We start from the raw sequence: 16,783 nt of genomic DNA, 5'->3' as shown, positions 1-16,783 counted from the left end.
GCCATTAGCAAAAAGACAAAAAGCTGAAACAATTAGTTCATACGAATTTCACATGAATCTATTACTATAAGAATTGTACATAGTGAAATTACTAACAATGACGTTTATTCATATATAATTTCATTTGAAAGGAGTTGAAAATATGAAAACTAAATATCGCTTTATGATTTCATCATTTGCTGCTTGCGCCTACATGATTTGGTGTTTAGTATAATAACAACTTCACTTGTAAATAAGAAAAGGTGTGTATAGAAATGGAATATAACCAATCAACAGTTAACTACTGGAAAGCTTTTGTATTACCTTATACATTCGCTTTAGAAGAGTTAAAAACTAAATTTGAAATTATGAACCGGGAAGCTCAATTTTTAGAAGACTACAACCCGTTTGAACATATAAAAACAAGACTTAAACAACCCGAAAGTATCATTAGGAAGCTTGAGCGTAAAAACTTATCACCAACAGTTGAAAATGCTCAAACACAATTACAAGATATTATTGGCATCCGTATTACATGTTGCTTTGTAGAAGATATTTATCATTTAAAAGAAGTTATTGAAAATCGTGGAGACATGGAAATTGTAGAAGTAAAAGATTATATTGCTAATCCAAAAGGAAATGGCTATAAAAGTTTGCATATGATTATTAAATATCCATTGTCACTAAATTCTGGTACGAAAGATGTCTTTGCAGAAATTCAATTACGTACACTTGCCATGGACTTTTGGGCAAGTTTAGAACATAAACTTTACTACAAATATGAAGGAAATATACCTGACTATTTGAAAGATGAACTACATGATGCTGCTATGAAAGCTGAAGACCTCGATAATAAGATGGCAACAATCCGTCAAGATATTGATGACATTGAAGCATGTTCAAATCAAATTTTATTACCACTATAAAAAGGTTCTCTCCTATGAGAACCTTTTTATTTCTTCTCTATCGTACGAACCTCTTCAATCTTCCACCCTTCGTCTTCTTTTCCAAGTGCATACCGCATTTTTTTTTGAAGAGTAACCCCTCCATCTACTTCTTTTTCCTCCGTTTCAACAATAACAAGCCCACCTTTAAGAGCTTTCATATTCATATGTTCTAATTCTATTTTCTTATTTCCCTTTTGAAATGCCGCTTCCTTTTGTGTTTTTAAGTCTTCAGCACTAGGCATCTTCTTTGAAAATAATTCCATATGTTCAGCAAGATTTTTTTCATTCGTCGTCCGTATAAATGCCTCAATAACATCTTGAATGGATTTCTCTTCTTCTTTCGTTATATGTACCTTTCCCTCAGTTTTTTCAGCAGATTTTTGTTCTATATTATTCTCTTGAGATTGACATCCAACTAGCAATAATACAAATACTAGAAGGAATCTTAATTTCCCTAAAAAAATTCTCATCTTTCCATCTCCTAAAAAGAAAAGTGAGGCATTTCGCCTCACTTTCATTTATAATTAGCGTCTTCCTTTATTCGGGTCGCCACCGCCAACAATGTCAAAGACACGTTTAGCTATATTTGTATTCTCTTGAACGCCAGAGAATAAGTATTTACCTGGTCCGAATGCATATACGTTCACATCTTCACCTGTATGTCCACCCGTTGTCCAACCTGTAACCGAACGCTTATTGAAGATATCTTCAATTGCATTATCAATCTTTGTTACATCTTTTGATGGAGCTATATCATTTACAGCTTTAATTTCTTCTGGTGTTAATTGTAGATCAATATACTTTTTCAATGTTTCTTCTACATTTGCACCTTTTACAATCTCATTTGCCATAAAGTCTGGCGTACGTTTCGCAGCTTTAATCGGATCTACTTTAAAGTTATACTCACCATTCGCACCTAAAGATAATCCGCCAGTAGCATGGTCTGCAGTTGCAACGACTAATGTGTTCTTATCTTTTTTCGCAAACTCAATTGCTGCTTTAAACGCTTTTTCGAAGTCTTCCATTTCACTCATTGCACCGACAATATCATTATCATGTCCAGCCCAATCAATTTGACTACCTTCGACCATTAAGAAGAAACCATTTTTATTTTTGTTCAAGCGCTCAATTGCTGCATTTGTCATCTCTTCTAATGAAGGTGTTTTATCAGTACGGTCAATCATTTTGTCTAAACCACCTGGTGCAAATAAACCAAGAACTTGATCACTTTTATCATTTAATAATTGATTACGATCTGTTACATAACTATAACCAGACTTCTTAAATTCTTCTGTAAGATTGCGGTCTTTTCTAACAAAGTTATTTACACCACCGCCAAGCATAACATCTATTTTATGCTTACCTTTAATTTTCTCATCAAAGTAATCATTTGCAATTGCGTCCATATTTTTACGACTAATATCATGCGCACCGAATGCAGCTGGTGTTGCATGCGTAATTTCAGAAGTTGCAACGAGTCCCGTTGACTTCCCTTTTTCTTTCGCTTGCTCAAGCACTGTTTTCACTTCAGCTTTATCATTATCTACTGCAATAGCTGCATTATATGTTTTTATACCTGCTGACATCGCAGTAGCTGCCGATGCAGAGTCTGTAATATTTTCATGCTCATCTTCTGGATATGTTTTTTGTGTTCCTACAAGATGCTTATCAAATTCTGTAGATTCCATCTCAAATGTTTTTGGATTATCTTTCATATAACGATGAGCTGTCATATATGAAGGCCCCATACCATCCCCAATTAATACAATAACATTTTTAATTTTTGCATTGTTTCCGTTCTCATCTGCATTAACCTCACTAGAACGCGTAAAATTCCATGTTGCTACCGAAGTAACTGCTAACGACGCCACAACTGCAAATGGCCATGCTTTTTTTACAAACTTTTTCACTGTCTTGTCCCCCTAATTAGGTTATTCATTTCCCACTATCAAATTTAATAGAAGACTGTTAAGAGAAAATGAGTTATATGTAAATTTTTTGTTAACTTATGTAAATTTCAGTTATAATTTGTATAAGTTTGTCTTTTCATATCAAACATACTCCCCTTTACAAAGATAAATATAAACATGTTGGATTTCTTTTAATACGAACCTATTATTTTACATTTCGTAATATTATTCTTATTTTTTCTAATTTAAATAGAAATATGGTGAACTTTATGAAAACAGTAAAACTAGACGAATCTTTCATTCCAGCCTTACTCTCTCTTTGTGAATCAGTTGGGTGGTTACAGCATGCGAGTTTTATGAAAGAGCAATTCCATCTGTACCTTTCCATTGGCACAGTTTTTGGCTATGTATATGAGAATAAACTTATTGCAGCGGGCGGGGTCTTTTCATTTGCCCCTGGATTTTCTTCTATCGGTATGTTAATCGTGCATCCTGATTTTCAAAGAAAAGGAATTGGCCGTATTTTGTTAAACAATAGCTTAAAAGTAACTCATCCATCGCTCCCTATTACGCTCATTGCAACAAAAGCTGGCGAATCCTTATATGAATCTTATGGATTTCAATCAATAACAACCATTCATCGTTTCGAAAAACAAGTGGCTTACAAAAATACAAATTTTGTTCCCATAAAACAAATTCAGCAGACGGATGTTCAATCTCTAATTTCTCTTGATCAAACTGCGACTGGTGCACATCGTTCTAAGCTTTATTTATCACTACTATCGAGAGCAACTTACTCCTTTAAAGTAGAGCGGAATAATCAAATAGATGCTTTTGCTTTATGCATACAAAAAGGAGATGTACTATGTATCACTCCGCTTATTTCAAAAAAAGAAAAAGACGCTATTCAGTTATTAGAAATGATTTGTAAATCCTGGAATGGGACGATACGCATTGATGTTCCCCATTCACAATTCATTTTCCGCCAATTTCTTCAAACAGCAAATTTCCAGGAAACGCTCCTATCACCTCTTATGATAAAGAATGGTAATCAACTTCCTGGAAATCGTAATATGCTATTTGCTATGATAGATGCAGCGTTATGTTAGAAAGGAGACACCTAATTGAAGCGATTTAGCTATTTTATGGTAGGTTGTCTTACTCTTACACTATTAGTAGGATGTAGTGCAGCAGAAAAGCCAGTAGAACAAGTAAAACAAGTTAAAAATACAATTACAGCGAAACTAGCTACCGAGGAAAAAATGGTAGAGATAGATGGTCAAACGATTTACTTTAAAAAGATTGGTGATGAAAAACCACCTTTACTTATGATCCATGGATTTGGAGGATCATCCGATGGTTTTCAAAAGATTTACTCAGATTTAGCAAAAAATCATACGATCATTTCTGTTGATGCTTTAGGATTCGGACGTTCCTCTAAGCCGATGGATTTTTATTATTCTTTCCCAACTCATGCAAATTTGTATTATAAGTTAATGAAAAAACTAGGGTATGACTCATTTGCAATACTGGGACATTCGATGGGCGGAGAAATTTCTCTTAATTTAACATATTTATACCCTGAAGCGGTTACCCACCTTATTTTAACTGATGCTACAGGCGGCCCTCATACGTTCGTTAATAAACAAGGTTCACCAAAACCAAAGTTGTCGACTGATTTAAGTGCCGTTTCTTCTATTGCAGATTATGATGAGAGCAAAGTTAAATTCAAGCGTAATGATGAAGAGCATTATAATAAAATGAAATTATGGCCTAGACGTCTTCAAATCAATGCAAATGAAATCAAGCAACCAACTTTAATTATATGGGGAAGAAATGATAATAGCGTTTCTTGGAAAGAAGGAGAAACTTATCATCAATTCTTAAAAAATAGCACTTTCCATATTATTGAAAAAGGTTATCATGCTCCATTTCGTCAAGAGCCACAAGAATTTGTAGGGTATGTAAAAGATTTCTTCGAGAAAAATCCTATAAGTGCTGAAAAATAAACGGGTATCTCTTTTTGAGATACCCGTTTTCATATATTAAGCAGCTTGCTTTTGGCGTTTTTGAGTTTTTGATCCTAGTACTTTTGGAATAACGAAGCCATCAATTCCAATTTTCCCAGCATTCATACCAGAAACAAGAACGAACATGGATAAGATAACCATCTCAGGGTTCACACCAATTGACCCACTAAACATATAGGAAAAGTTCATTACAAGGCCGAAAAAGACTGCTGTTTTCGTTAAACAGCCTACAATTAAACCAATTCCGACTAAAATTTCTCCCCAAGTTACAAGTGTATTAAACAAATCTACATTTGGAATTGCAAAGTCTTGTAAGAATGATGCCCACCAAGATTGAACAGCTGGTTGTGCTCCTTTAGATTTTTCAATTGCACCTTGTAAATAACCCGTTGCATCGAATCCTTTTCCTTGTAGTTTACCGATTCCAGCCATTACCCATGTATAACCAAGATACACTCGAATTATCGCTAACACAAAAGAAACTGCTTTGTTTTCTCTTAAAAATTGAATAATCATATCTTCCTCCTAAAGTTGTAATTATATCAGTTACAGATAATATGATAACATTAGTTACTTACTTTTAAAATGTTAATTATGAATAATTTGTGACATACATAAAAAACATTAAATACTAACGTTTATATAGTAACTTTTATTACCTGTAAAAACTTGAACATATCATACCACAGGTGATAATCATTTTCATTGAATAAAATGTAAAAAAACTGTGAGTTAAATGTGAAACACATTTATTCGAATATAGAACAAATGTGTTTCATGCTATTTATATAATCGAAATGTATGTGTCTCCTCATCGATTACTCTTGCTTCTTGAAAAGTCTCTTCTAACGTTTTTTATGGTTAATAAACCCGTAAAATAAGCGTATTGTAAATATAAGTGCTACATTTCCATCTACATAATCTATCGATCTAACATGCGATTTTGCATCATTATGTAAAATGAATTCTACTAGTTTCAACTCCCCAAACTTACACCAACCATTTAAAATATGTGTAATATGCAATTTTGCATATTACTTAATTTTCGCTACGCCAAAGTATACTCTCCGCTCATTTAAGTCATACACATTTTCTCCTAACTCTCCATTACAAATTCCCTACCCTATAAATCCATTTCATATATACCCGTTTCTTTCAAAAAATCAGCTCTAGTTAAAGCGACTTTATGTAAATATTGCCTATACGCTGTAATTGTTCCATCATGTGAAACGATACAAATTTTTTCTGCTTTTAACTGATAGCACCAGTGCAGAAATTCATCTACTATTTGCTGAAATACCATCTCCGAGATGATATTGACTCCCTCATTCCATAACAATTCATTTGTACTTTCTTCTAACAAAAAATGCGGAAATAAATTTTTTATTATCTTTCGATCTAACAATTGATCGCATGGCAATGTTTTGGCGGATTCCCGATAAGGAAAAATACGCGGGGATGTATATGGGTGAACAATTTTTTGACAAGCAACTTCCGCACTCCATATTGTCGCAGTTTGTAAAGTTCGAAGTGTAGGGCTAACGATTAGTATATCCTTTTCTTGTAATGGTACATCGCACTGAAGCAATTTAGCCTGCTTCTTTCCCACACCCGTCAATTGCGGATTCACCGCTTGTAAACTTAATGGTACATCTTTCGTATGCTCACCTTCACCATGCCGAACAAAGACAAGTTTCATTCTCCTCTTCCTCTCACTAGAAAATGGTCTCACATATTTCTTCCCTATTTTTTTTCTTTAATCCTGCTATTTTAAAAGCATAATGTAAAAAGTATTTGACATTAATATTTGGAAAATATTACAATTATATAAAATACTTTTTACAATAAGGGGAGGAATGCAAATATGAAATTGATTATCATCTTTATCGGAATGATCATATGGGGATACATAAATGGCTTTTTTAATAGCGATAAAACTGCTAATCCTTGGATTACAGATGATGAACGTAAAACGAAAATTAAACAAAAAGCAATTATCGCAAGCTGGTCCGGTGTTTTCATATTTTGTATCATGAACCTCTTAAACAAATGGTTAGGTTTAGAAACAAGCGATACATCATCTTACTTACCAGATCCTGTCGCAACTATTTTAAAAGAAAATGTAGAGTTACAAATTTTACTTATGTCATTCATTACGTATGGACTATTTTACTTATACTACCAAAGAAAACTAAGCGCTTAACTTTTATCTCATGATTATCCTCCTAAATGGTTATAGTAACTAGGACGCAATGAAAAAAGGAGAGATATAAAAATGAGTAACTCAAATAACTTTTTAGATACATTACATGAAAAACAAGCAAAAGATGAACAAAATAGAAAGCGCCAAGGGAACGGAAACCCTGCGAAAAAAAAGCCAAATAAAACACATAAATAATATGGAGAAACCTGCCTAAAAATTATATTTTAGGCAGGTTTTTTACTCACCTTTAACCGAAAGGACATCTTCCCAATTCCATTTCTCATAATACCACTCTGGCACATCTATATTTTCAATCCACTTCTTTTCATATTTCCCATCGCTATGGCCAATCCATACATCAGCTTTCTTACGATTTGAACGGAGCCACATTAATTGGTTGCTCTTCTTAATAAAAATAGGGTTATAATCGCCTTGGCTATTTGATGGCTTTGTAATTTGATTTTGTTCATCGTTTATACTATTTACTTCATATAAAGATGGTAGTGGTCTTTTTTCTAGAGGGGCCGATAGCTCTGCTTCCTTTGCCCTTGAAACGATAATTACATTATCGTTCTTCCATGTGAAATCCCAATCAACATAGCCTTTTGGAGTAAATGTATTTTGCTGGAGAGCCGGCAGTTCTTTTACTTTTAAATGTTTATTCTCTAATGCAACCCTCCCGCTCCCTTCAATATAGGCTAATATATTTTTTGATGGTGCCCATTTGAACCATTGTGTGTTTAATAACATTGGATCTACTGTTTCAAAACGACTGCCGTCTGATCGAATTAAGCAAAGTGTATTACTATCCGCTGATAAAGAAGCTGTTGGTACTGCCAAAAACGAAATCCACTTTTGATCTGGCGACCACTTAAATCCACTTCCAACTAATGCTAAAAAGTCATCATGCTCATTCGGTAGTGCATATAAATGTTTCATCTTATGAGGATTCATATTTGCATCCTTTTGTATTTCATATAACTGAGCACCTGTCCACCCTGTTGGAAGCAAGTACGCTTCAGAGGAAACAAAAAATCTCTGTCCGTCTGAGTACCAAGCATAGTCCCCTACACCATTGGCTACATTTTCAAAATCTGCTTTCTTTTTTTCAGCATCAAATGTATTTAATGTACTTGTAAATATAAATGCAATTATATTCTCTGTTGGTGACCATTGATAATTCGATGCTTCTGATTGAGATGGTGTAACTTTCTTTCCATCTTTCAGCCGATACAGTTCAAAATGATTTCGCTTCTTTCCTTTTGCATATGCAAGCCATTCTCCATTATGTGACCATTTCGGCCCTGTTATGTACTCTCCTTTTGTAATTTGTTTTTCTTTCTCACCGACTTTAATCCATAGATTATGATTACGAATAAAGGCAACTTTCACTTCATTACTTTCTGCGCCTTTAATCGAACTGGAACAGAAAAAAAGGAACAAAATCATGATTACACTTACTATAAACCTTTTCATATGGCACCCCCATTTTCCATCTTTAGCATTCCTCAATGCCCACCTACAATATGTAAAAAATGCCTATTCGACATAATCAGAAAAAATTTCCCAAGAAATTTTTAATTCAAAGAGGATTGGTATGAATTATGTCGAAAATATAGTTTAGCTGACATCCGATTATGTAATTTGAGATAAATTTGCAAGATTATTTTTTTCTGAATATTAGCACTTTTTATTAGGGGGAGTTTCAATGAAAAAAACTGCATCCACACTATTAAGTATGGCGCTCGTCTTTTCTAGTTTTGGAGCTTTAAGCGCACATGCTGAATCACTGCAAAAGGAGAAGCAATTTAGCCCACAGTTAAAAGCGAATATTGAACAATGGGGCGAAAATAAAATCGCGCAAAATGTTGAAACAAAAACATCAAAAGAAATTTCAGTCATTGTAGAATTGCAACACGCTCCGCTCGCTTCACAAAGTAATATTCAGCATGCTCCGGATCTAAAAAATAGCAATGTGCAATCATACCATACGCAACTAAAAAAGGCACAAGAGGATACAACAAAGAAAATTAAAGAAAAAGCACCGAAGGCAACGATAAAAGAAACATACAGTACATTATTTTCTGGGTTTTCTATTTCTATCCCCGGAGATCAAATTGCTGCTTTAGCTTCTTTACCTGAAGTAAAAGCAATTTATCCGAACTTAACATATAAGTTACATGAAACATCAAAAATCCCAGCTGATCAAGCAAAACCAAACGTTGGAGGCCCTACAGTTGGTGCACCTGAAGCATGGAATTTAAAAGATCCAACTGGCAAACCCCTTGATGGAAAAGGAATGAAAGTCGCTATTATCGATTCAGGTGTAGACTATACCCATCCTGATTTACAAGCAAATTATATTGGTGGCTACGATACAGTCGATGAAGATAATGATCCGATGGATGGAAACGTCCACGGTACCCATGTTGCTGGAATTATTGCTGGTAACGGAAAAATAAAGGGGATTGCTCCAAATGCTTCCATACTCGCTTACCGTGTCATGAATGATGGTGGTACTGGTACGACCGAAGATATTATTCAAGGTATTGAGCGCGCTATTCAAGATGGTGCCGATGTTTTAAATCTATCTCTTGGTCAAGATTTAAATGTACCTGATCAACCTGTAACAATGACATTAGAACGCGCAGCAAAACTTGGTGTTACTGCGGTCGTCTCAAATGGAAATGATGGACCAAAACCTTGGTCTGTTGACGCTCCTGGTAACGCAAGTAGTGTCATCTCTGTTGGAGCATCTACAGTTTCTATTCCATTTCCAACATTCCAAGTAGCTGGTTCCAATAAATCTTACCAAGGATTACCTTTATCAAAAGCAGATTTCCAAGTAGGAAACGATGCTCAGCTTGTATATGTCGGCTACGGTAATCCAAGTGATTACGCTAAACAAGATGTGAAAGGTAAGTTCGCCCTTGTTTTACAAGGAACTTCGAGCACGTTAGTAAAAGCAGAACAAGCGAAACAAGCTGGTGCTCTCGGCGTGCTACTAATTTCTAACGAAAAAGAAATTAATCTTATGCCAGAATATTTTGGACGTGAAGATGTGGCTCTTCCAGTTATGCAACTATCAAATATGAATGGTGAAGAGTTGAAAAATTTAATTACAAAACGAAAGAAAAATATAAAGATTGGACAACCAAACCAAACCGAACTTATTGGTAACTTCAGTTCAAGAGGACCATCACAAGGAAGTTGGCTCATAAAACCTGATGTTGTTGCACCTGGAGTAAACATTACAAGCACAGTACCAAGAGGTGGCTATGAATCTCACAACGGAACAAGTATGGCTGCGCCACAAGTAGCGGGATCCGTTGCCCTGCTGCGTCAAATGCACCCTGATTGGACGACAGAACAATTGAAAGCAGCTCTTGCCAACACTGCAAAAACATTAAAGGATGTCAATGAAAATACATATCCTGTCATGGCACAAGGATCCGGTTTAATTAACATTCCAAAAGCAGCAAAAGCAGATGCATTAGTGAAACCAAACAATGTAAGTTTCGGTCTTATTAAACCTAATAGCGGCAAAGTGAAGCTAACACAAAATATTACGTTACAAAATCTTTCTAACAAAAAGAAAAACTTTTCAACTCGCATTGAATTACTAGATACAAAAACAAAAATCCAGACTTCTTTCCCTTCTTCTATTAGCATTAAACCTAATAGTAATATCGAAAAGCCTTTTACTATTACTGTAGATAGCTCCTTACCACAAGGTGTATATACGGGAAATCTATACGTAAAAGAGCAAGGAAAGACTGAAGAAATGCGTATTCCATTTACATTTAGCATCGATCCGAAAGAATACAAGCGTATTGATGGACTTGAAATCGTTAATTCTACTTTCAGTCCAAATAATGACCGAATACTAGATGATAACCTTATCAATTACTATTTAGTTACACCAGTTGAAGATGTAACGTTTCATGCTAATTTAATTACGAAAGATCGTGTAGCATATCAAGGCATGATACATCAAGGGAAAAATGAAACACCTGGTTATAAATCTTTCAAATGGAATGGTACGAAAACTGACGGATCTCCTCTACCTGATGGCTTATACCAAATCGAAGCTGTTGCTTCTAATTCTGGAGGAGAAACAAAGCAAACAGGAGCTGTGTTTGTCGATCGCACTGCACCGAAATTATCGTCTGAAGTAGATCAAGAGAACCTCGTAATTAGAGGGAAAGTAGATGATATACTTTTAGATTGGATGACAGAATCCGGATGGGTTGCTCCAGGACATCCAGTAACGATACAATATGAAATTAATGGAAATGGCGCATGGGAAGGTGCATTCTTAAATCCTTGGGAGAAAAACTATGAAATTTATTTAGATCGTAGTCAATTACAACAAGGAAAGAATACAATTCATATTGTAGCAACCGATGCAGCTGGAAATACAACTAATTTAAACGTTGATTTAGAAGTAAAATAATAAAATTATTGTTGACAAGCTTTTAAATATAGTTTTATAATACAAAACATAGTTTAGTTGAACGAATTATATATTGGCTTTGAAGGAATACTAGTAGCGGCTTATATCCCTGTCTCAGAGAACTGATGGTTGGTGCGAATCAGTACATATACAAGCGTGAATTACAATTCTGGAGCTTCTTTCCCGTAGTGCACATGATGCATGAAGAGAAAGACGGATCTTTCCGTTATCTTAAAGTGAGTGGTAAACAATTACTTGTTTACAAATAGGGTGGTACCGCGATTTTTATCGTCCCTATCGGATATTCCGATAGGGACTTTTTTGCGTCCTTCCCTTTTAAATAAATTCGTATATTATGCGTTGAAAGAATCGCAGTAGTATCTTATATCCCTGTTTCAGAGAGCTAATGGTCGGTGGGAATTAGCACATATATAAGTACGAATTACAATTCTGGAGCTTCTTTTTCGTAGTGCTTTTATGCATGAAGGAAAAGACGGAATTTTTCCGTTATCATTAGTTGAGATGTAAGTATACTTTCACTTACAAATAGGGTGGTACCGCGATTCTTTCGCCCCTATCGGATGTTCCGATGGGGGCTTTTTCTATTTCTCACAGAAACAAATGTTAAATAATTCCGAATCTTATGATAAAATTTTATAAACGCTTACAATTTTGAAAGGAGGTGGTACAAGCTATACAAAACCGGTATTCATTTTTATAGAGAAAAAGGAGGACGTCTAAATGACAAAGAAAACAGAAATTCCATCACATTTAAAACCATTCGTATCCACACAGCATTATGATCAATACACACCGGTGAATCACGCTGTTTGGCGTTACATTATGAGACAAAACCATAGCTTTTTAAAAGATGTTGCTCATCCAGCCTATGTTAACGGACTACAATCATCTGGTATTAATATAGATGCAATCCCAAAAGTAGAAGAAATGAATGATTGTTTAGCACCAAGCGGTTGGGGAGCTGTAACGATTGACGGACTTATTCCTGGCGTAGCATTCTTCGATTTTCAGGGGCACGGATTACTACCAATCGCAACAGATATTCGTAAAGTAGAAAATATCGAGTATACCCCTGCTCCTGATATCGTTCATGAAGCAGCAGGACACGCACCGATTTTACTTGATTCTACATATGCAAAATATGTGAAGCGCTTTGGACAAATTGGAGCGAAAGCTTTCTCAACAAAAGAAGAACATGAGGCTTTTGAAGCTGTTCGTACATTAACGATTGTAAAAGAAAGCCCGACTTCTACACCTGAAGAAGTTGAAGCTGCTGAAAATACTGTAATCGAAAAACAAAACTTAGTTTCCGGTTTATCAGAAGCAGAACAAATTTCACGTCTTTTCTGGTGGACAGTGGAATACGGATTGATTGGAAATATAGACGCTCCAAAAATCTACGGTGCTGGTCTCCTTTCTTCTGTTGGTGAAAGCAAGCATTGTTTAACAGATGCTGTAGAAAAAGTTCCATTCTCAATTGAAGCTTGCACAGGGACAACTTATGACGTGACAAAAATGCAGCCACAGCTATTTGTTTGTGAATCATTTGAAGAGTTGACTGAGGCACTTGAGAAGTTCTCTGAAACGATGGCATTCAAAACAGGTGGCACAGAAGGATTAGAAAAAGCAATTCGCTCCGAAAATCATGCTACAGCTGAGCTAAGTAGCGGATTACAAATTACCGGTACATTTACAGAGACAATTAAAAATGATACTGGTGAAGTCATTTACATGAGAACAAATACACCAACTGCATTAGCAATTCATAATAAACAGTTAGCAAATCATTCTACATCTGTACACAACGATGGATTTGGCACACCGGTCGGATTATTAGAAGGTAATATCGCATTAGAAGATTGTACAGAAAAAAAGTTACAGTCATTAGGTATTACAATTGGCAGTCGCGTCGAGCTTTCCTTCACAAGTGGCGTTCATGTAAAAGGAACAGTAACAGACATTGTAAAGAACGGTAACAAGATTGCCCTTATCTCATTTACAGATTGCACAGTTACTCATAAAGATCGTTTATTATTCGATCCTTCATGGGGAGCATTTGATATGGCTGTTGGTTTAACAATTACTTCCGTATTCCCAGGTGCAGCAGATGCAGCAGCATTTTTCCCAATGGATGAAGTAATACAAGAAACTCCTGCTCCACTTACACTGACTGAACTTGAACGTATGTATCAAACAGTTCGTGATATTCGAAAAGAAAATATCCTACAAGACTCTCATGTCGAGAAATTAATAGCAATTCAAGAAGTGTTAAATACATGCTATCCGAAAGAATGGCTGCTTCGCCTTGAAATATTAGAGTTACTTTTAGAGCATAACAAAGGGCATGAAACATCAGCAGCATTATTACAACAACTTTCTACTTTCACAACTGAAGAATCTGTAACACGCCTTATTAACAATGGTCTTGCGCTACTGCAGGTGAAGGATGTGAAAAATAATGCTACGATTAACTGAAGAAGAAGTTCAAGAGGAATTATTGAATGTAGATAAATGGATGGTAAAAGATGAAAAATGGATTGAACGAAAATATATGTTTTCCGACTACTTAAAAGGAGTCGAATTTGTCTCTGAAGCCGCCAAACTATCAGAAGAACATAATCACCATCCATTTATCCTTATCCAGTATAAAGCAGTCATTATTACTTTGTCATCTTGGAATGCAAAAGGTTTAACGAAACTAGATTTTGACCTTGCAAAGCAATTTGACCAACTATTTTTACAAAACGAAAAAGCAATTATAAGAAAGTAAAAAAGAGAAGCCTTTTTTAGGCTTCTCCTTTTATTTTGAAATGTATACAATGTCCAAATGGATCCTTGGCCTGTAATATTCCATCTTTGTACGTAGCAATTTTGCCAATATTTTTTAAGCTTTCACATACTTGCTCTTTTTGTTTTTCATCCGCTAGTACAATTGTGAAATATTTCAAGCCAACGGAATTTGGCATTTGTGGTGGTATCCCTTCACCTTGCCACGTATTTAAACCGATATGATGATGATAACCACCTGCGGATACGAATAACGCTCCATTACGAGCTGGGATTGTTACTGCAAAGCCAAGACCATCAACGTAGAAACGTTTCGCTTCTTCTAAGTCAGCTACATGTAAATGAATATGCCCCATCACAGTACCAGCCGGGAACCCATTCCATGCACTTCCTTGCTGCAATAATTCTTCACCGGCTAATGGGTTACTAACAAATGGTAGCTCTCCATTCTCATCACGCCAAACTTCTTTTTGGCGATCATGATAAATTTCAATCCCGTTTCCATCTGGATCAGCTAAATAAAGAGCTTCACTAAAGTAATGATCGGCTCCGCCGTGCAGTGGATATACCATCTCTACAAGATGACGAAGAATGTTCGCTAAGTCCTGTCTGGTTGGTAATAAAATTGCGTAATGATATAACCCTGTTCTCCCTCTTTGCTTTGGTAAAGCTTCTTTCTTTTCTTCAATGATAAGGAGTGGTTCTTCATTTTCATTCCCAAATGTAACGACTGTTTCATCTTCTTTTAGCACTTTCATACTTAATACTTCTGTATAAAACTCTAGTGATTTCTTTATATTTGATACGTATAGATGAACAACACCAAGTGTTGTTTCGGGATGAAGTTGAAAGCTCATCTTGTTATACCCCCATTTAAATTAGTTCTTCTTTGACATTTTCTCTTTTAAGAAATTATCTACAAAACCATCAGCTTTGGCAACAAATAAATAAGCACCCATTGCTAATAATGCAAGTTCTAATTCGAAGCCAGGATTTTTCCCATCTCCTAATAAACCAGCTGACCATTTCACTTTTACAATTGCTCCAACCATAACAAGTGCAAATAATAATCCAATATATCTTACACCTAAACCTAGAATTAACAATAGACCACCAACTAATTCCACTGTTGCTACACCGTATGCAAGTCCTCCTGGTAAACCAATGCTTGTGAACCACCCTGCAATATTGTCAATTCCTGATTGGAATTTTGTTAAACCGTGCATAAAGAACGTTACCCCTAACACGATACGAATAATTAAGTTACCGATATGTTGATTCATTTCATTCTCTCCTTTATAGTTTCCTTATACAAAACTTTTATTTACATTACAAAACATACACTAATTTTTTTTATTCGTCAATTCATTTTCAGTGGGAAAATATATATTTTTTTTGCTATGATACAAATAGTTGTTTACAAAAAGGAGCTTGATTTTATGAATATTGGTTCTGCAATACGTGAAATTCGTCAACGTAAAGGCATAACAATTGCACAAATTTGTGAAGGAACAGGTCTTTCTAAAGGTTTTATGAGTCAGGTTGAAAATAATAAAACATCACCATCTATCTCAACTTTAGAAACAATCTCCATTTTTTTAAATGTTCCCCTTCCTTATTTACTGTTAGAACAAAAGGATCGAATGAAAATTATAAAAAAAGAAGAACGGAAATACAGCGTATACGGTAAAGATGAACAAAGAATTGAACATGTTGCTGAGCAAGGTGGTCTCCGCCTATCTCTAGTAGAAATTTCTGCCGGATTCCCGAAAGAAAACTCACCAAATGCTCATGAAGGCGAAGAGTGCCATCTTGTATTACGCGGAAAACTGGAAGTTCAACATGGTGAAGACATTGCAATTGTAGAAGAAGGTGATTCTTTCTCCTGGAATGCATGCGTTCCCCATATTGTCCGTAACATAGGTGAAGAATCTGCGTTATTACTTATCTCTAGTCATGCTGAAAATCGAAAACGAGTTTACTAATTGATAAAAAAGAAGCCTGTTACGAAACAGGCTTCTTTTTTATTCCCTTATAATTCCATAACTCGTCCCAACCAGTACAGTCTTTTCATGTTGATTGCGATAAACGGACTCAATTGAAACTTTTTTATATCCTTCCATTTGCTCAATATTTGTTAATGTTAATTCACAAGTAATCGTATCACCTGTAAAAACTGGTCTAATGAACTCACTTACTAATTCCCTCGCTATGTAATGTAACTCTTCTCCTACTTTCGTACCAATGCTAGCAGTCAATAGACCATGAACCATTAATCGTCCATTCTCATCATATTCCATATGATGTCTACCTTTATCGCCTGTAATATTTGCAAATTCAAAAACTTCTTCCTCGGTAAACCTTCTTTCGTATTTAAATACATCCCCAACTTTTACATTCATTTTTATCCCCCGTTTAATAAACTGAATTTTCTTTTATTTTATCACAAA

17 protein-coding genes, 1 pseudogene and 2 other annotated features are annotated in these 16,783 nt (G+C 35.3%); of the genes and pseudogenes, 9 read left to right on the top strand and 9 right to left on the bottom strand.

Annotation, left to right across the window (positions count from 1 at the left end; genetic code table 11):
* Nucleotides 1–254 precede the first annotated feature (254 nt).
* Complete coding sequence (locus QCI75_RS05535; RefSeq protein ID WP_002015229.1) at nt 255–905, top strand: GTP pyrophosphokinase; 651 nt, start codon at nt 255–257, stop codon at nt 903–905.
* Nucleotides 906–931: 26 nt separating this feature from the next.
* On the opposite strand, the gene QCI75_RS05530 is transcribed toward QCI75_RS05535, so the two are convergent.
* Both QCI75_RS05530 and QCI75_RS05525 read right to left on the bottom strand, forming a co-directional pair.
* The gene (locus tag QCI75_RS05530; protein ID WP_144504072.1) at nt 932–1,396 is read right to left on the bottom strand and encodes a hypothetical protein; all 465 of its coding nucleotides are present in this window, start codon (nt 1,394–1,396) and stop codon (nt 932–934) included.
* Between the two features lie 54 nt (nt 1,397–1,450).
* Nucleotides 1,451–2,836, bottom strand: coding sequence for an alkaline phosphatase (locus QCI75_RS05525; protein ID WP_000714901.1), 1,386 nt, complete (start codon nt 2,834–2,836; stop codon nt 1,451–1,453).
* A 269-nt stretch (nt 2,837–3,105) separates the two neighbouring features.
* Here QCI75_RS05525 and QCI75_RS05520 point away from each other — a divergent pair, with 269 nt between their 5' ends.
* Complete coding sequence (locus QCI75_RS05520; RefSeq protein ID WP_144504070.1) at nt 3,106–3,945, top strand: GNAT family N-acetyltransferase; 840 nt, start codon at nt 3,106–3,108, stop codon at nt 3,943–3,945.
* Between the two features lie 15 nt (nt 3,946–3,960).
* Entirely contained in the window at nt 3,961–4,845 is an 885-nt protein-coding gene (locus QCI75_RS05515) for an alpha/beta fold hydrolase (protein WP_144504068.1), read from the top strand.
* Nucleotides 4,846–4,881: 36 nt separating this feature from the next.
* Here QCI75_RS05515 and QCI75_RS05510 read toward each other — a convergent pair whose 3' ends face one another.
* The 3 genes and pseudogenes from QCI75_RS05510 to QCI75_RS05500 all read right to left on the bottom strand — a co-directional run bounded on the left by QCI75_RS05510 (nt 4,882) and on the right by QCI75_RS05500 (nt 6,565).
* The gene (locus QCI75_RS05510; RefSeq protein ID WP_098499605.1) at nt 4,882–5,382 is read right to left on the bottom strand and encodes a DoxX family protein; all 501 of its coding nucleotides are present in this window, start codon (nt 5,380–5,382) and stop codon (nt 4,882–4,884) included.
* A 264-nt stretch (nt 5,383–5,646) separates the two neighbouring features.
* Nucleotides 5,647–5,969, bottom strand: a pseudogene (locus QCI75_RS05505) (delta-aminolevulinic acid dehydratase); the annotation flags it as partial.
* A gap of 20 nt (nt 5,970–5,989) precedes the next feature.
* Nucleotides 5,990–6,565, bottom strand: coding sequence for a histidine phosphatase family protein (locus QCI75_RS05500; protein ID WP_144504066.1), 576 nt, complete (start codon nt 6,563–6,565; stop codon nt 5,990–5,992).
* 165 nt (nt 6,566–6,730) lie between these two features.
* Here QCI75_RS05500 and QCI75_RS05495 point away from each other — a divergent pair, with 165 nt between their 5' ends.
* Nucleotides 6,731–7,069: a phosphoglycerate mutase gene (locus QCI75_RS05495; RefSeq protein WP_144504064.1), complete on the top strand. Its 339-nt coding sequence runs from the start codon at nt 6,731–6,733 to the stop codon at nt 7,067–7,069.
* 72 nt (nt 7,070–7,141) lie between these two features.
* Nucleotides 7,142–7,264, top strand: coding sequence for a DUF4023 domain-containing protein (locus tag QCI75_RS05490; RefSeq protein ID WP_144504062.1), 123 nt, complete (start codon nt 7,142–7,144; stop codon nt 7,262–7,264).
* Between the two features lie 42 nt (nt 7,265–7,306).
* Here QCI75_RS05490 and QCI75_RS05485 read toward each other — a convergent pair whose 3' ends face one another.
* A complete protein-coding gene (locus QCI75_RS05485; RefSeq protein WP_353760055.1) occupies nt 7,307–8,545 on the bottom strand; it encodes a TolB family protein in 1,239 nt (412 codons plus the stop codon).
* 232 nt (nt 8,546–8,777) lie between these two features.
* Between QCI75_RS05485 and QCI75_RS05480 the strand changes: the two genes are divergently transcribed.
* The 3 genes from QCI75_RS05480 (at nt 8,778) to QCI75_RS05470 (ending at nt 14,316) form a co-directional block, all read left to right on the top strand.
* Complete coding sequence (locus QCI75_RS05480) at nt 8,778–11,525, top strand: S8 family serine peptidase (protein ID WP_353760054.1); 2,748 nt, start codon at nt 8,778–8,780, stop codon at nt 11,523–11,525.
* A 70-nt stretch (nt 11,526–11,595) separates the two neighbouring features.
* Nucleotides 11,596–11,824, top strand: a binding site (T-box leader).
* 52 nt (nt 11,825–11,876) lie between these two features.
* Nucleotides 11,877–12,104, top strand: a binding site (T-box leader).
* Between the two features lie 162 nt (nt 12,105–12,266).
* The gene (locus QCI75_RS05475) at nt 12,267–14,021 is read left to right on the top strand and encodes an aromatic amino acid hydroxylase (protein WP_144504058.1); all 1,755 of its coding nucleotides are present in this window, start codon (nt 12,267–12,269) and stop codon (nt 14,019–14,021) included.
* Nucleotides 14,002–14,316 carry a 4a-hydroxytetrahydrobiopterin dehydratase gene (locus QCI75_RS05470; RefSeq protein WP_144504056.1) on the top strand — a complete coding sequence of 105 codons (315 nt, stop codon included), beginning with the start codon at nt 14,002–14,004 and terminating at the stop codon, nt 14,314–14,316. Before QCI75_RS05475 ends, QCI75_RS05470 begins: the two co-directional genes overlap by 20 nt.
* Before the next feature lie 16 nt (nt 14,317–14,332).
* Here the strand turns inward: QCI75_RS05470 and QCI75_RS05465 are convergent, their stop codons facing one another.
* Nucleotides 14,333–15,190: a VOC family protein gene (locus QCI75_RS05465; RefSeq protein WP_144504053.1), complete on the bottom strand. Its 858-nt coding sequence runs from the start codon at nt 15,188–15,190 to the stop codon at nt 14,333–14,335.
* A 21-nt stretch (nt 15,191–15,211) separates the two neighbouring features.
* Nucleotides 15,212–15,616 (bottom strand): DoxX family protein, encoded by a 405-nt coding sequence (locus tag QCI75_RS05460; RefSeq protein WP_001071557.1) that lies wholly within the window; start codon nt 15,614–15,616, stop codon nt 15,212–15,214.
* 156 nt (nt 15,617–15,772) lie between these two features.
* Here QCI75_RS05460 and QCI75_RS05455 point away from each other — a divergent pair, with 156 nt between their 5' ends.
* Nucleotides 15,773–16,318 carry a helix-turn-helix domain-containing protein gene (locus tag QCI75_RS05455; RefSeq protein ID WP_002160413.1) on the top strand — a complete coding sequence of 182 codons (546 nt, stop codon included), beginning with the start codon at nt 15,773–15,775 and terminating at the stop codon, nt 16,316–16,318.
* Nucleotides 16,319–16,357: 39 nt separating this feature from the next.
* Here the strand turns inward: QCI75_RS05455 and QCI75_RS05450 are convergent, their stop codons facing one another.
* Nucleotides 16,358–16,735, bottom strand: a complete 378-nt coding sequence (locus QCI75_RS05450; protein ID WP_002160412.1) for a hotdog family protein — start codon at nt 16,733–16,735, stop codon at nt 16,358–16,360.
* Nucleotides 16,736–16,783: the final 48 nt, after the last annotated feature.

The organism is Bacillus cereus group sp. RP43, from assembly GCF_040459645.1.
Lineage (GTDB): Bacteria > Bacillota > Bacilli > Bacillales > Bacillaceae_G > Bacillus_A > Bacillus_A mycoides_C.
Note: the sequence above shows the minus strand (reverse complement) of the source record. Positions and strands in the feature narration are given on the sequence as shown.

Coding starts and splice junctions, on each gene's coding strand:
- QCI75_RS05480 (WP_353760054.1), top strand. CDS start 8,778: ATGAAAAAAACTGCATCCACACTATTAAGTATGGCGCTCGTCTTTTCT.
- QCI75_RS05510 (WP_098499605.1), bottom strand. CDS start 5,382: ATGATTATTCAATTTTTAAGAGAAAACAAAGCAGTTTCTTTTGTGTTA.
- QCI75_RS05485 (WP_353760055.1), bottom strand. CDS start 8,545: ATGAAAAGGTTTATAGTAAGTGTAATCATGATTTTGTTCCTTTTTTTC.
- QCI75_RS05530 (WP_144504072.1), bottom strand. CDS start 1,396: ATGAGAATTTTTTTAGGGAAATTAAGATTCCTTCTAGTATTTGTATTA.
- QCI75_RS05520 (WP_144504070.1), top strand. CDS start 3,106: ATGAAAACAGTAAAACTAGACGAATCTTTCATTCCAGCCTTACTCTCT.
- QCI75_RS05490 (WP_144504062.1), top strand. CDS start 7,142: ATGAGTAACTCAAATAACTTTTTAGATACATTACATGAAAAACAAGCA.
- QCI75_RS05475 (WP_144504058.1), top strand. CDS start 12,267: ATGACAAAGAAAACAGAAATTCCATCACATTTAAAACCATTCGTATCC.
- QCI75_RS05500 (WP_144504066.1), bottom strand. CDS start 6,565: ATGAAACTTGTCTTTGTTCGGCATGGTGAAGGTGAGCATACGAAAGAT.
- QCI75_RS05495 (WP_144504064.1), top strand. CDS start 6,731: ATGAAATTGATTATCATCTTTATCGGAATGATCATATGGGGATACATA.
- QCI75_RS05455 (WP_002160413.1), top strand. CDS start 15,773: ATGAATATTGGTTCTGCAATACGTGAAATTCGTCAACGTAAAGGCATA.
- QCI75_RS05450 (WP_002160412.1), bottom strand. CDS start 16,735: ATGAATGTAAAAGTTGGGGATGTATTTAAATACGAAAGAAGGTTTACC.
- QCI75_RS05465 (WP_144504053.1), bottom strand. CDS start 15,190: ATGAGCTTTCAACTTCATCCCGAAACAACACTTGGTGTTGTTCATCTA.
- QCI75_RS05535 (WP_002015229.1), top strand. CDS start 255: ATGGAATATAACCAATCAACAGTTAACTACTGGAAAGCTTTTGTATTA.
- QCI75_RS05460 (WP_001071557.1), bottom strand. CDS start 15,616: ATGAATCAACATATCGGTAACTTAATTATTCGTATCGTGTTAGGGGTA.